Raw genomic sequence first — 14,498 nt, 5'->3', positions numbered from 1 at the left:
TTCACTTTTAGGCTTGGCCGAGGACTGAGCTGGCCATCAATGATGCATCGAAAGAAGGCGCCTCGCCGGCCGCCACCGCGTGCAGCCGCACGTTGTGCCGCTCGCGCAGCGCGGTGGCGCAGGCGCACAGCTCGTTGTGGGCGTGGGTGGCGTCCCAGCCCAGTGCCTCGGCCGCCACGCCCGTGATCTCGGCCAGCGCGGCGTCGGTGACGAGGCCGCGAATGGCCAGCAGCGTGCGGCGGATCACGAGGTCGTCCAGGTGCAGCACGCCGGTCTCCAGGCACAGGTAGGAGAGTTCGGCGGCCGAGTAGTCCGGTGCATGCTGCAGCGGCACATCGCCCGAGGCCGCGAGCCGCTGCGCGAGCGGCAGCGCCTTGGAGCCGTAGCGGCCGAGCAGGGTCAGTGCGCGTGCGCGATCCATGCCAGAGGCGCCCATCATCTTCTCGACGAAGCGCTCGGCCGCCGGCGCATCGGCCGGCAGTTCCGCGCCGCCGCCAATGGGCAGCAGCTCGGTCGATGCGGTGCGCGAGCGGCCGAGCAGCTGCAGCACTTCGTCGGTGGCCTCCTCGGCCAGCGACCGGAAGGTGGTCCACTTGCCGCCGACGAGGCCCACGATGGCGATGTCGCGCGTCGCGTTCGGCGGATCGACCACCACCGAATGGTCGCGCGAGATCTGCCCCGGCTTGTCGGCCTCCGAACGCGCGAGCGGCCGCACGCCGACGTAGGTGTAGACCACGTCGCCGCGGCCGAAGGCCATGTTGGGGAAGACCTCGCGCAGCACCTCGATCAGGTAGTCGACCTCGGCCGGCTCGGTGACGATCTGGTCCGGGTCTTCGACCGGGATGTCGGTGGAGCCCACCAGCACGCGGTCCAGGAACGGATAGACGATGCACACGCGCCCGTCGACCGCCTCGAAGTAGGCCATGCGGCCGTCGAGCGCATCGCGCAGCGCGGGATGGTCGAGCACGAGGTGCGAGCCCTTGGTGCCCATCACGCGCGGGCCGGCGCCGCCGAGCACGGCCGCGCTGCGATCGAGCCAGGCGCCGGTGGCGTTCACCACCGTGTCGGCGGTCACGCGCACGAGCTCGCCGGTGATCTCGTCGCGCAAGGTGAGGATGTTGCCCGCGCAGCCCATCACGCGGCAGTAGTTGGCGGCCGCGGAGCGCGGCTGGTCACGGCAGGCGTCGGCTATCAGTTCGAGGATGAGCCATTCGGGGTGGCTGATCCACGCATCGAAGAAGGTGGCGGTCCAGCGGATGGCCGCGCGGAACAGGCCGCGGTCGGCCAGCGGCACGCGGCTGATGCGGTGCCCCGGCATCACGCGCTGGCGGCGCCCCAGGATGTCGTAGAGCCGCAGGCCGAGCGCCACGGCCAGGAGGCCGCGCGTGCGCTGCGGCGGGGTGCGGCCGAAGAACTTGAGCGCGCTGCTCATCAGGCCGCCGAAGAAGCTCGCGAGCGGCACCACCGTCTTGAGCGGCCGCACCAGGTGCGGCGCATTGCGCAGCAGCAGGTTGCGCTCGCGCGTGGCTTCGGCCACCAGCGAGAAGCTGCCGTTCTCCAGGTAGCGCAGGCCGCCGTGGATCATGCGCGAGGGCGCGCTGCTGGCGCCGGCGCCGAAGTCGCCCTTGTCGACGATCAGGCAGTCGACGCGCTGCAGCGACAGGTCGCGGAACACGCCGACGCCGTTGATGCCGGCGCCGACGATCACGGTGGAAAAATGGCGGCCCGCGAGCGAGGCCGGGCGCACGAAGGGAAGTTGCCAGGCGCTCATTTCGAACCGCCCGCAAAGTGGGTGAATACAGGTGACATGCTGTCGATCAGTTCGTTGAAACCGGCGTTGAAATCCGCATGGGCGCGTGCCTCGCGCGCATCGGGCTCGATCACGTCGCAGGGCGCGAGCAGTGCGCTGTCCCGCGACGCGTCGCCCAGGCCCTGCGACATTGCGGCGTAGATCGCGGCGCCGCGTGCGCCGGTCTCGTCGTCGGCGCAGCGCTCGACCGGGCGCCCGAGGAAGGCCGCGAGCAGCCGCACGAGGCGCGCGTCGCCCGCGCCGCCGCCAAGCACCGTCGTCCCGCCCACCGCGAGGCCGGCCGCGGCCAGGCGCGCCGTGTGCCGCGCATGCAGCGCCGCCACGGCATCGACCACGGCGCGGGCCATGTCGGCGCGCGTGTGATGGCTCTTGAGCCCCACGAAGCCGGCCGTCACGCCGCCTCCGCCATTGACGAAAGGAAGGAAGCGCAGGCCGCTGGCGCCCAGCGGCACCGCCATGGCCAGGTCGACCACCGCGCGCGCATCGGGCAGCGCGAGCACGCCGGCCAGCCAGGCGATGTTGGCCATCGAGGACGGGCTGTTCTCCATGTAGAGCCGCGCGTTGCCGCGGCCGAAGTTCACGATGGCGGCAACCGCAGGCTTGGGCGCCATCACCGGGCCGACGACCGCGTTCACGCACCAGGTGCCGAGCACCGACACCGCGCGGCCGCGCCCTTCCGCGCGGATCGCGGTCATCGAGGCGAGCAGGTCGATCGCGCCCATGGCCACCGGAATGCCCGCGGGCAGGCCGCACAGCGCGGCCTCGGCGGGCAGGAGCTTTCCGATCGTGGTGCCGCTCGGCACGATGGGGCCGAAGGCGCGCGCGCCGAGCTCCGCGATGCCCGAGGCCTCGAGGGCCGCGCGCGACCAGCTGCCGGTGGCAAGCGACACCAGGCCGGCGGTGCTCGCATCGCTGACGTCGGTGGCGATCTGGCCGGTGAGCAGGAAGGCGAGGTAGTCCTTGGCGAACAGCAGGCGGTGCAGTTCGCCGCGCTGCACCGCATCCGCACCCAGCAGCTCGGCCGCGATCACCGTGGGCTGCCCGGGCCAGGGGCTGCAGCCCACCTCCTCGAACAGCTGCGCGCCGTGGCTCGCGGCCAGCGCGCGCGCCCGGGCATCGGCGCGCTGGTCGGTGGAGGCGACGGCGCGGCCGCCGATGAGCTGGTTGCCGGCATCGAGCGCATAGAGGCCGGCGCCGTGGCCGGTGCAGGCCATGGCGCGGACTTCGGCCGCGCGGGGGCCGAGCTGGCGGGCGACATCACGCAGCACATGCGTCAGCGCGGCGCGGATGGCGGGCGCGCCCACCTCGCAGCCTCCGCCGGGCAGCCGGTCGTGCGGCAGGGGCATGCGGGACAAGGCGACGGTGCGGCCGCTCGCGGCTTCGAGGGCCAGCGCCTTCAGGCTGCTCGAGCCCATGTCGACGCCGATCAATATGTTGGACTTCATGTCATAACAGCTTCGGCGAGTTGAAAGCCGCCGGCCAGTAGCGTTTCCCCTAGTTATCGCGGCAAACAACCCGAGATTACATTCTACCTGTCATAACAACTGTCGTGACAATGAGGTCCGAAGATCTGCGCCCCCAAGGCAGGTCGCAAGCTCTGCCAGTCAACGCGAGGAGACACAAGATGAGGCGAAATTTCCTGAAGTCCGCGGCGGCCGCCGGTATCGGCCTGGCCGGCACCAGCGCATTTGCGCAATCCACCCCCACGCCCGCCGCCACCGGCTTGCGCGGCAACGCGAGCGACGTCTACGTGATGAACGTGATGGTGTCGGGCGTCGAATACTGGTTTCCGGTCTACGAGATGATGAAGCAGCTGGGCCGCACGCTGGGCGTGCGCACGCGCTACACCGGCACGCCCGAGTACGACGTCAACAAGCAGCTGGCCTCGTTCGAGCAGGAGCTGGCGCGCAAGCCCGCGGGCATCCTGCTGCACCCGATGAACCCTGATCCGTTCATCGAGCCGATCAACCGGGCGGTGGCCATGGGCATCCCGGTCGTGACCTTCGCGGCCGACTCGCCCAACTCCAAGCGCGCCTCCTTCGTCACCTCGGACAACGACCGCGAAGGCACGCAGGCGGCCGACGCGATTGCCGCGGCGCTGGGCGGCAAGGGCGAATACGCAGTGCTCGAGAACCCGGGCCAGGACAACCACGACCGCCGCATCGCGGCCTTCGTCAACCGCATGAAGACCAAGCATGCGGGCATGAAGCTGGTCGGCCGCGCCGCCAGCAACCAGGACCCGAGCAAGGCCTACCAGGCGGTTCTGAGCCTGGCCCAGGCCAACCCGAACCTGGGTGCGCTGTTCATGCCCGAGGCCAACTCGGCGCTGGGTGCCGCGCAGGCCAAGATCGAATCGAAGAAGAACATCCGCGTGATGTGCTGCGACGTTAACGCCAAGATCCTCGACATGATCAAGGCCGGCGACGTGTTCGGCGCCATCAACCCGAACCAGGGCATGCAGGGCTACATGGGCATGATGATGCTGTTCCTGGCAAAGAACCCCTCGCTCATCGACCCGATGAACGACGCCAAGCGCAACGGCACCAATCCGATGTCGGTGCCGTTCCTGGACAACGGCCTGTCGGTGGTCAGCAAGGCCAACGCCGACGACTTCTACTGGGACAAGTACCTCGCGCGCCGCGGCACCAAGGGAATCGGCGAGTGAGCGCTGTGGGCTCTTCTGCATTGCTCGAACTGCGCGGCATCAGCAAGCGCTTCGGCGCTTCGCGCGCGCTCTCGGGCGTGGACTTCTCGCTGCATGCGGGCGAGATCCACGCGCTGTGCGGCGAGAACGGCGCGGGCAAGTCGACGCTGATGAACATCATCGACGGCATCCACCGCCCCGACGAAGGCGACATCCTGCTGAACGGCCAGAAGGTGGTGATCGACGGCCCGGCGCATGCGATGCGCCTGGGCATCGGCCTGGTGCACCAGGAGATCGCGCTGTGCGCCGACGCCACCGTGGCCGAGAACATCTTCATGCCGGAGATCAACGCCGGCAAACAGGCGTGGATGAACTACGCCAGCCTGAACGCGCGCGCCGCCCAGGTGCTGGCGCGGCTCGGGCAGGACATCGCTCCCGCCACGCCGGTGCGCGAGCTGAGCATCTCGAGCCAGCAGCTGGTGGAGATTGCCAAGGCGCTCACGCTCGACTGCAAGGTGCTGATCCTCGACGAGCCCACGGCCGCGCTCACCGACAACGAGTCGGCCGCGCTCTTTCGCGTGCTGCACGACCTGAAGGCGCAGGGCATCGGCATCATCTACATCAGCCACCGCATGGCTGAAATATTCACGCACTGCTCGCGCGTCACGGTGCTGCGCGACGGGCGCAACGTGCACAGCGGACCGCTGGCCGGCCTGAGCGCCGACGAGCTGGTGCGCCGCATGGTGGGGCGCGACCTCGGCAACTACTACCCGCCCAAGCAAGAGGCCACCGAACCGTCCGGGCCGGTGCTCGAAGCGGTGGACATTGCCGACGGCGAGCGCGTGCACGGCATCTCGTTTGCGCTCCAGCGCGGCGAGATCCTCGGCATTGCCGGGCTCATGGGTGCCGGCCGCAGCGAACTGGCCGAGACCATTTGCGGCCTGCGCCCCGCCACGCGCGGCACGCTGCGCCTGCACGGCAAGGCGCTCGCGATCCGCAAGTACAGCGACGCGCTGCGCGAAGGCATCGCCTACCTCAGCGAAGACCGCAAGGCGGCGGGCGTCTACCTGGACCTGCCGATCGCTCAGAACATCTCGTCGATGGCGCTGCGGCGCGTGAGTTCCGGCTGGGGCCTGTTGCAGCGCGCGGCCGAACACCGCCTGGCCCGCGAGCTGGGCGCCAGGCTCAAGCTCAAATCGGACGGCGTGGCGATCGAAGTGTCGAGCCTGTCGGGCGGCAACCAGCAGAAGGTGGCGATTGCCAAGCTGCTGGCCACCAACCCCATGGTGCTGCTGATGGACGAGCCCACGCGCGGCGTCGACGTGGGCGCCAAGTCGGAGATCCACCACATCCTGCGCGAACTCGCGAACCAGGGCGTTGGCGTCATCGTGATCTCTTCGGAGCTGCCCGAGATCATCGGCCTGTGCGACCGGGCGCTGGTGGTCCGCGACGGCCGGCTGGCCGGCGAATTGAATTCCAACGACATGACGGAGGAGGCCCTGTTGCGGCTGGCCTCCGGACTCTGCGAACAGGAGGAGATGGCATGAACTACCCGGCACAACTCGATGCGGGCCTGGCACCGCGCCCATCGGGAGACGGCCCCGTGAAGCCCGCCAGCAAGCTCACGAGCATGCGCGAGATGGGCCTGCTGCTGATCATTGCGGTGCTGTGCGTGGCGATGAGCTTCGCATCGCCCTACTTCCTCACCTGGGACAACGTGCGCGCGATGCTGTTGTCCTTCTCGATCGAAGGCATCGTGGTGGTGGGCATGACCATTTTGCTGATCGTCGGCGGCATCGACCTGTCGGTGGGCTCGGTGGTCTGCTTTGCGATGGTGGTCACGGGCAAGCTGTTCCTGATGGGCGTCGACCCCTGGATCGCGAGCCTGGTGGCCATCGGTGCGAGCGGGCTGGTCGGCGCGATGATCGGCGGCTGCGTCACGCGCATCGGGCTGAACCATTTCATCGCCTCGCTGGCCTTCATGGTGATCGTGCGCGGGCTGTGCCTGGCGCTCACGCAGGGCACGCCGCAGTCGCTGTTCTCGCTGCCGGCGGAGTTCAAGTTCATCGGGCAGGGCACGCTGTTCGATGTTCCAGCCGTGATCCTGATCTTCGTGGCGATCGTCGTGGTGAGCGACTTCGTGCTGCGCCGCTCGACCCTGCTGCGGCGCGTTTTCTACACCGGCAGCAACGAGAAGGCCGCACTCTATTCGGGCATCCGCGTGGGGCGCGTGAAGTTCTGGGTCACGGTGCTGTGTTCCGCATCGGCGGGCCTGGCCGGCGTGATCTACACGGCGCGCTTCGGCGCGGCCACGCCCACCTTCGGCGTGGGCATGGAGCTCAACGTGATTGCCGCCGCGGTGATCGGCGGCGCGAGCCTCAAGGGCGGCTCCGGCACCGTGCTGGGTGCGGTTCTGGGCCTCGCGCTGTTGTCGGTGGTGACCAGTTCGCTGATCCTGCTCGACGTGTCGCCCTACTGGCAGGACGTGATCAAGGGCCTCATCTTGCTCGCGGCCGTGACCATCGACCACCTCCTGAACACGAGAAAGACAACGCGATGACGACGATGAAGAAGACGGCGCTGGGCCCCTCGGGCATCGAATGCTCGGCCATTGGCCTGGGCACCTGGGCGATGGGCGGATGGATGTGGGGCGGCGGCGACAACGCGGCGGCCGAGGCGGCGATCCAGGCTTCGCTGGATGCGGGCGTGAACCTGATCGACACCGCGCCGGCCTACGGCCTGGGGCGCTCCGAAAGCATCGTGGGCACTGCCCTCAAGGGGCGCCGCCACGAGGCCGTGATCGCCACCAAGTGCGGGCTGGTGTGGCACACGCAGAAGGGCACGCACTTCTTCGAGGAAGACGGGCATCCCGTGTACCGCTACCTCGGCCGCGAGTCGATCTTCCATGAATGCGAAGAGAGCCTGAAGCGCCTGCAGACCGACTACATCGATCTCTACATCACGCACTGGCAGGACAGCACCACGCCCGTGGCCGAGACCATGGACGCGCTGCTTGCGCTCAAGAAAGAGGGAAAGATCCGCGCCATCGGCGTGAGCAACGTGAGCCCCGAGACGCTCGCCGAATACCTGCGCCACGGTCCGGTCGATGCGGCGCAGGAGCGCTACAGCCTGATCGACCGCGAGATCGAGCAGACGCTCGCGCCCCTGTGCAGCGAGCACAACGTGGCGGTGCTCGGCTATTCGTCGCTGGCGCTCGGCCTGCTCGCGGGGCCCATCGATCCGGCACGCGAGTTCAAGGGCGACGACCAGCGCGCGAGCAATCCGCGCTTCAGCTCGGCCAACCGAGCAACGCTCAAGGCCTTCTTCGAGGAACTCGAGCCCATGCGCGCAAAGCTCGGCTGCTCGTTCGGCCAGATGATGATCGCGTGGACCGTCGCGCGCGGCACCGTGGCTGTCGCGCTGTGCGGCGCACGCGTGCGCCAGCAGGCCATCGAGAACGCCGGCGCCGGCGCGGTCGCGCTGGGCGACGACGCCCTGCGGCTGATCGACGCCGCGGCCAGCCGCCACCTGGGCGCGCTCGCCTGAGCTTCGCTTCTTTTTTTCCGATCCCCTACAAGGAGTTCTTTCCGATGTCGAAAGACAAGACAGCGCGGCTCAACCGCTTGCTCACCCACGGCCGCTGCCTGGACATTGCCCTGGACCACGGCGTGTGCAACGAGCCCTCCTTTCTCGACGGCCTGGAAGACATGCCCCAGGTCATGGAGAAGCTCCTGGCCGCCGGCCCCGATGCGATCCAGCTCAACTACGGCCAGTCCGACCTGCTGCAGGACCGCCCGGGGCGCAACAAGCCCGCGCTGGTGATGCGCATCGACATGGGCAACCCCTACAACGCCACGCTGCACCGCGTGATGTGGGCCCAGCTGCAGAACGAGCATGACCCGGTGCTGCCGGCCGTGCAGCGCGATGCGGCCTGCGTGGTGGTCAACCTTTTCATGCTGCCCAACGAGCCCGACCTGTTCCGCCAGTGCGTGCAGAACATCGCGCGCGTGCGCGCCGACTGCGACCGCTACGGCATGCCGCTGATGATCGAGCCGCTGGTGATGCAGTCGCCCACGCCCGGCAGCCGCTACCAGGTCGACGGCGATGCCGAGAAGATCGTCACGCTGGTGCGCCTTGCGCGCGAGATGGGCGCCGACATCGTCAAGGCCGACCCGACCAGCGACCCGAAGGACTTCCACCGCGTGGTGCAGGCCGCGCGCTGCCCCGTGCTCGTGCGCGGCGGCGGGCGCGAAGACCTGCAGCAGGTGTTCGCGCGCTCTCGCGTGCTGCTGGACCAGGGCGCCGTCGGCATGGTGTACGGACGCAACGTCTACCAGCACGCCAACCCCTCGGCCGTGGTGAGTGCGCTGATGGCCATGATCCACCGCGGCGCGAGCGCCGAGGCGGCCTGGGCGCTCTACGAATCGGACGGCGCGAAGTAAGACAAACAAGAAATCAGCACGGCAGGCGATGCACCCGTCGCCAGCCGGGGTGCGTCCTGCGCGCGCACTGGAGAGGGATCGAGCAATGGGTTGCCCTGCGACTTTCCAACAACCTGGAGGCGACGATGAAGATCCGGTATTTCCTGATGGCGTTCCTGGCCCCGCTCGTCACATTGCTGACGCATGCGGCCATCACCGGGGTCAGCCCGATGACCACCCTCGGCAACATGGCCACGGCGGTTTCCGAGGCCGTTGCCGACCCGCTCCCGCTGCAGGGGCCGGGCCTAGGCAACCTCAGCTACACATCGGCGGAACTGTTCAAGCCGGTGTCGATGATCACGAGCCTTGCGCACCCGCTCGACCCGGCGCACAGCAGTGCCTACGAGTCGCGCGAGGTGCCCGCCACGTACCCGGGCCGCAAGGACTACGGCATGAACGCGGGCATCATGGTCAACGGCTACTTCCTCACCTCCTTCGCGCCGGACAGCGGCCTGGGTCCGGGCGGATTCCTGCTGTACGACGTGTCGAACCCGCGCCAGATCCGGCTGGTCAAGAAGATCTACGAACCCGATGACGCGACAGGTGGCCGCACCAAGGAGTTCCGCGAGACGCACTCCTTCGGCACCGCGAAGATCGGCGGCAAGACGTACGTGGTGCTGCCCAGCATCAACGGCGTCGAGTTCTGGGACTTCACCGACATCAACGACATCAAGCAGGTGAAGAAGCTGGCGCTGCCCGGCGTCAACGCCGGCGACTACGAGAACGTCGCCTGGCAGCTCTGGTGGCAGGCGCCCTACCTGTACGTGGCCTCGGCGGGCCGTGGCATCTTCATCGTCGATGCCCGGGACCCCGCGAACGCCGTGGTTGCGAACCGCGGCGCCGGCAAGCCCAACCCGGTGCCCACGGGCGAACTCGGCAACTTCCGGATCGGTCCGATCTTCACCATGGGCAACCACATGGTGCTGACCGCGATGGAAAGCAACGGCGGGTTCGCGAGCCTCGACATCTCCGACCCGCTCAACCCCAAGGTGCTCGATTCCATCGTGGGCACCACGCCGTTCTACTACGCCACCTGCTTCGACGGCAGGAACCTGCACGCCTCGACGCGCGGCAGCGGCGCGAAGATGTACAGCTACGACCTCTCCGACCGCTCGCGCTTCGTGGCCGAGGACAACCGGCTGGTCATCGACGAACAGCTGTACTGCGCCACGCAGGACAACTACGTGATCCAGGGCGCGCAAACGCGCATCCACAAGGTCGACGTGAGCAATCCGCTCAATCACGTGGAGGTGGGCCGCGGCAGCATCCTGCGCGAGGACGACCCGAACTACTCGCATTCGGACAACGGCCAGGTCGCGATGTTCGGCAACCTGGTCTTCGTGGGCAACGACCACGGCTCGGGCAGCGGCTTCGTCGTGCATGCGGTGGACCCCGACACCACCCGGCCCGAGGTGAAGCAGGTCTCGCCGGCCAACGGCGCGAAGCAGCAGGCCCTGAGCTCGCGCATCGGCCTGGGCATGACGGACAACATCCGCCCCGAGAGCGTGAACGCCAACACCTTCATCGTGCGGCCGGTGGGCGGCAACACGCTGGCGGGCACCTACAGCGTGCAGCTGGGCATCATCAATTTCCATCCGGAGCAGCCGCTGCAACCGGGCACCAGCTATGAAGTGTTCCTGCCTGCCAACGGCGTGAAGGACTATGCGGGCAATGCCATCGGCGCCGACTTCAAGTCGACCTTCAACACCGGCAACGCGACCGACATCAACCTGCAGCACTACTGGACGCTGGCCGGCAACCTCTCCGACCCGATCGGCAGCAACAACGGCACGCCGGCGTCGGGCGATACCTTCGAAAGCATCGGCATGAGCTTCGCGAACCGCACCGCCGGCGTGCCGCTGAAGAACGACAGCGTCGCCACCGTGCTCGGCGGCACCGCGTCGCTGAGCTTCTACATGAAGACCACGCAGGCCGGCAGCGCGAACCCATGGACCGCACCGGGCATCTTCGGGCGCGACCAGGCCAGCGGAGCGGACGACGTGTTCTGGGGCTGGATCGACGGCAGCGGCTTCATGAACCTCTCGGTCGCGAACAAGGCCACCAACAACCCCGGCACCCGCTCGCAGGCGGCGGTGAACGACGGCAACTGGCACCACGTGGTGATGACGCGCGATGCGGCCTCGGGCGCGCAGGCCATGTACGTGGACGGCGTGAAGACCAGCTCCACGGGCCTCACCGGCACCAAAGGGCTCGCGAACAAGTTCCAGGTCATGGGCCAGATCCAGGGCAATGCCGACCTGTTCAAGGGCACGCTGGCGGAAGTGCGCGTGTACAGCCGCGTGCTCACCGACGGCGAGGTGGCCACGCTGCGCGGGCAGGCGATCATCGGCGACCCCGGCATCGGCGGCGGTCCGAAGATCGTCAACGGCCAACTGGTGTTCGACCCGGCCACGCTCGGCAGCAGCGGCGCGCAGTTCCGCTGGAACTTCGGCGACGGCACGCAGACGGCCTACTCCACCCAGCCGCGCTACACCTACACCTACACACGGCCGGGGCACTACACCGCGACGCTGACGGTGCGCGACGCGAGCGGCCGCGAGACTTTCTACACCTACAACCTCACGGTAATCGTCCCGGTCACGGCGCGGGCGCCCACGCACACGACCAACATCGCAGGCGATGCGAATTCGGTCTACTCGCTCAACCCCGACAGCGGCACGGTCGCCGCCATCGACGCGCAGACCCTGGCCAAGCGCTGGGAAGTGCGCGTGGGCGACGAGCCGAAGACACTGGCCGTGGGCCCGGATGGGCGCATCTGGGTCGCGGTGCAGGGCGAGGACAAGCTGGTGGCGCTCAGCGCGGCCGACGGCAGCCTCTCGGCCACCGTGCCGCTGGCCTACGGCAGCGGCCCCTACGGCGTGGCCTTCACGCCCGACGGCGCGAAGGGCTTGCTGACGCTGGAGAGCAAGTCGGTGCTGATGAGCTTCGACCCAAGCAACGGCGCCACCACCGGCGCCGTCGCCCTCGAAGGCAGCCTGCGCGGCATTGCCGTGAGCTCCGATGCGCAGGTGGCTTATGTCACGCGCTTCAAGTCGAAGCTGACCGGCGGCCAGCTGCACAAGGTGAACCTGCAGAGCATGAGCGCAATGCCCACCATCGCGCTGCCGGTGGACACCACCACGGTGGACACCGAGAGCCGCGCGCGCGGCGTGGCCAACTACCTGAGCCAGGTGGTGATCTCGCCCGATGGCCGGCGCGCGGTGCTGCCGTCGAAGAAGGACAACATCGTGCGCGGCCGCTTCCGCGACGGCGTGGACCTGACGCACGACCAGAGCGTGCGCTCCATCCTCTCGCAGGTCGACCTGCAAGCGGCCGCGGAAGTGTTCGGCGAACAGATCGACTTCGACGACCGCGCACCGGCGCGCGCGGCGCTGTTCTCTCCGCCCGGCGACTACCTCTTCGTGGCGCAGATGGAAGGCAACCGCGTCGCCATCGTCGACCCGTACAGCCGGGCCGTGCGCGGCGAGATCAACGCGAGCAGTGCGCCGCACGGCCTGTACCTGGATGCGGCGCGCAAGCGGCTGTTCGTCAACAACTTCCTTGCGCGGTCGGTGTCGGTGCACGACGTGTCGCTGGTGCTGTCGTCGGAATCGGCGGCGGCGACCTTCCTGCAGAACGTGGCGACGGTCGCGCAGGAGCCGATGGCGGCCGCGGCGCTGCGCGGCAAGCAGGTGTTCTACAACGCCTCCGACCGGCGCATGAGCAAGGACAACTACATCTCCTGCGCGAGCTGCCATGCGGACGGCGGCGACGACGGCATGGTGTGGGACTTCACGCAGCGCGGCGAGGGCCTGCGACGCACCATCAGCCTCATGGGCCGGCGCGGCGCGGGCCACGGCAAGATGCACTGGACCGCCAACTTCGACGAGGTGCAGGACTTCGAGAACGACATCCGCAACGAGTTCGGCGGCACGGGCTTTCTGACGAATGCGGATTTCGCCGCCACGGCCGACCCCTTGGGCGCGCCCAAGGCCGGCAAGAGTGCGCAGCTCGACGATCTTGCGGCCTACCTGAGTTCGCTGAACAAGTACATGCGCAGCCCGGCGCGTGCGGCGGACGGCAGCCTGAGCGTGGAGGCGGCGCGCGGCCAGACGGTGTTCAACACGGCACAGTGCGCCACCTGCCACACCGGCGGCACCTTGCGCGACGGCCTGCGGCACGACGTGGGCACGATCCAGCTCTCGTCGGGCAAGGGCCACAACCAGCCGCTCGCGGGACTGGGCTTCGATACGCCGACGCTCTCGGGCACCTGGAACACGACGGCCTTCTTCCACAACGGGCAGGCCGCGACCTTGCAGGACGTGCTGAACAGCGGCCACGGCAATGCCTCGAGCTTGCCGCCGACGGACGTGGTGGCGCTGCGCGAGTACGTGCGCTCGCTGGACACGGCGCCGGCGGTGGTGACGCGGCTGCGCTCGGACCTCAATCCGACGATGTGCGTGAACATCAAGGGCGGGGCGACGGCGAGCGGCACGGTGGCGGTGCAGTGGCCCTGCGGCACGGCGAGCCACGAGAAGTTCACGGTCACGTCGGTCACGGGCGGCTATGTGCAGCTGGTGGCCGAGCACAGCGGCCTTTGCCTGGCGCAGAACGGCACCGCGACGACCAACGCGCCGGTGGTGCAGCTGGCATGCACGGCGGGCAACACGGCGCAGTGGAGCCTGGCCGGCGGCACGCTGCGCAACCGCGCCTCGGGCTCGTGCCTCGACGTGCCCAACGGCTCGACGACGCAGGACACGGCGCTGATCACGTGGACCTGCAATGGAGGGAACAACCAGAACTGGACGCAGCTGCCTTAGGGCTTGCTTTTGTTTCGGGGCGCTCTTGTTCAGGGCGCTGTTGTCCAGGGCGCGTGCACAGGCCACCGGGTACTCCCCTCCGCGAATGTCCCCCGGCCTGCGGCCTCCTCCTTGATTTCGCTGCGGGGGAGCACCCGATGCCCTGCGCACCGGGCACGCTGTCGGTTCGCGGCTGATCAACGAGTGCTCTGAACACGCTCCCGCCGATGGGGTGCCTTGCGCAGCGAAATAAAGGAGGAGCCGAAGGCGGGGGACATTCGCGGAGCAAGGCACCCCGTCGGCGGGAGCGCACCCCCGATTCATCCCAAACATGACCTCCCACGTCATCGACCGTACGCACCCGCTCTGGGAAAGTACCTCCATCGATCAACCACTGGAGAAAACACCATGACCGGCTTCAACATCCTTCCCCTCGCAGTCGCCCTGCTCATCGGCGTGGCAGCGCTCGGCTCCTGCCTGGGCATCGGGCTGGTCGGGCAGAAGTTCCTCGAGAGCACGGCGCGGCAGCCCGAACTGGTCGACACGCTGCAGACCAAGTTCTTCCTGGTGGCGGGCGTGACCGACGGCGCATTCATCATCGCCACCGGCATCGGCCTGTGGTTTGCAACGGCCAATCCCTTCGGCTGAAGCCGGCGAAAAGGCCCACCGAAACGGGCCCCGCGCACCAGGAAGCGGCACGGACCATTGGCACCATTCGTGCTAGTACCGTTGACAGCGAATTGTTTATGGTTAAAGTATTTAGC

Annotated in this window: 9 protein-coding genes; 7 read left to right on the top strand and 2 right to left on the bottom strand. The window is 68.4% G+C overall.

All coding sequences use genetic code 11. The features are described 5' to 3' along the window. Nucleotides 1-7: 7 nt before the first annotated feature. Both ACAM58_RS02515 and ACAM58_RS02510 read right to left on the bottom strand, forming a co-directional pair. Entirely contained in the window at nt 8-1,771 is a 1,764-nt protein-coding gene (locus ACAM58_RS02515) for a glycerol-3-phosphate dehydrogenase/oxidase (protein WP_369664052.1), read from the bottom strand. After that, entirely contained in the window at nt 1,768-3,255 is a 1,488-nt protein-coding gene (locus ACAM58_RS02510; protein ID WP_369664051.1) for an FGGY family carbohydrate kinase, read from the bottom strand. The genes ACAM58_RS02515 and ACAM58_RS02510 overlap by 4 nt, the downstream gene beginning before the upstream one ends. Before the next feature lie 179 nt (nt 3,256-3,434). On the opposite strand from ACAM58_RS02510, the gene ACAM58_RS02505 reads away from it, so the two are divergent. From ACAM58_RS02505 to atpE, 7 genes are all read left to right on the top strand, one after another. Then, nucleotides 3,435-4,475, top strand: coding sequence for a substrate-binding domain-containing protein (locus ACAM58_RS02505; protein WP_012745536.1), 1,041 nt, complete (start codon nt 3,435-3,437; stop codon nt 4,473-4,475). After that, entirely contained in the window at nt 4,472-6,001 is a 1,530-nt protein-coding gene (locus ACAM58_RS02500) for a sugar ABC transporter ATP-binding protein (protein WP_369664050.1), read from the top strand. The genes ACAM58_RS02505 and ACAM58_RS02500 overlap by 4 nt, the downstream gene beginning before the upstream one ends. Continuing rightward, nucleotides 5,998-7,014 carry an ABC transporter permease gene (locus tag ACAM58_RS02495; protein WP_369664049.1) on the top strand — a complete coding sequence of 339 codons (1,017 nt, stop codon included), beginning with the start codon at nt 5,998-6,000 and terminating at the stop codon, nt 7,012-7,014. Before ACAM58_RS02500 ends, ACAM58_RS02495 begins: the two co-directional genes overlap by 4 nt. Nucleotides 7,015-7,019: 5 nt before the next feature. Then, nucleotides 7,020-8,000, top strand: a complete 981-nt coding sequence (locus ACAM58_RS02490) for an aldo/keto reductase (RefSeq protein WP_369664466.1) — start codon at nt 7,020-7,022, stop codon at nt 7,998-8,000. 44 nt (nt 8,001-8,044) lie between these two features. Then, nucleotides 8,045-8,896 carry a class I fructose-bisphosphate aldolase gene (locus ACAM58_RS02485; RefSeq protein ID WP_369664048.1) on the top strand — a complete coding sequence of 284 codons (852 nt, stop codon included), beginning with the start codon at nt 8,045-8,047 and terminating at the stop codon, nt 8,894-8,896. A 125-nt stretch (nt 8,897-9,021) separates the two neighbouring features. Then, nucleotides 9,022-13,755 carry an RICIN domain-containing protein gene (locus ACAM58_RS02480; protein WP_369664047.1) on the top strand — a complete coding sequence of 1,578 codons (4,734 nt, stop codon included), beginning with the start codon at nt 9,022-9,024 and terminating at the stop codon, nt 13,753-13,755. Between the two features lie 387 nt (nt 13,756-14,142). Beyond that, nucleotides 14,143-14,382: a F0F1 ATP synthase subunit C gene (gene atpE / locus ACAM58_RS02475; protein WP_012745530.1), complete on the top strand. Its 240-nt coding sequence runs from the start codon at nt 14,143-14,145 to the stop codon at nt 14,380-14,382. Nucleotides 14,383-14,498 lie beyond the last annotated feature (116 nt).

Source organism: Variovorax sp. V116 (assembly GCF_041154435.1).
In the GTDB taxonomy this organism is placed as follows: domain Bacteria; phylum Pseudomonadota; class Gammaproteobacteria; order Burkholderiales; family Burkholderiaceae_C; genus Variovorax; species Variovorax paradoxus.
This window is presented reverse-complemented; position numbering and strand designations above follow the sequence as displayed.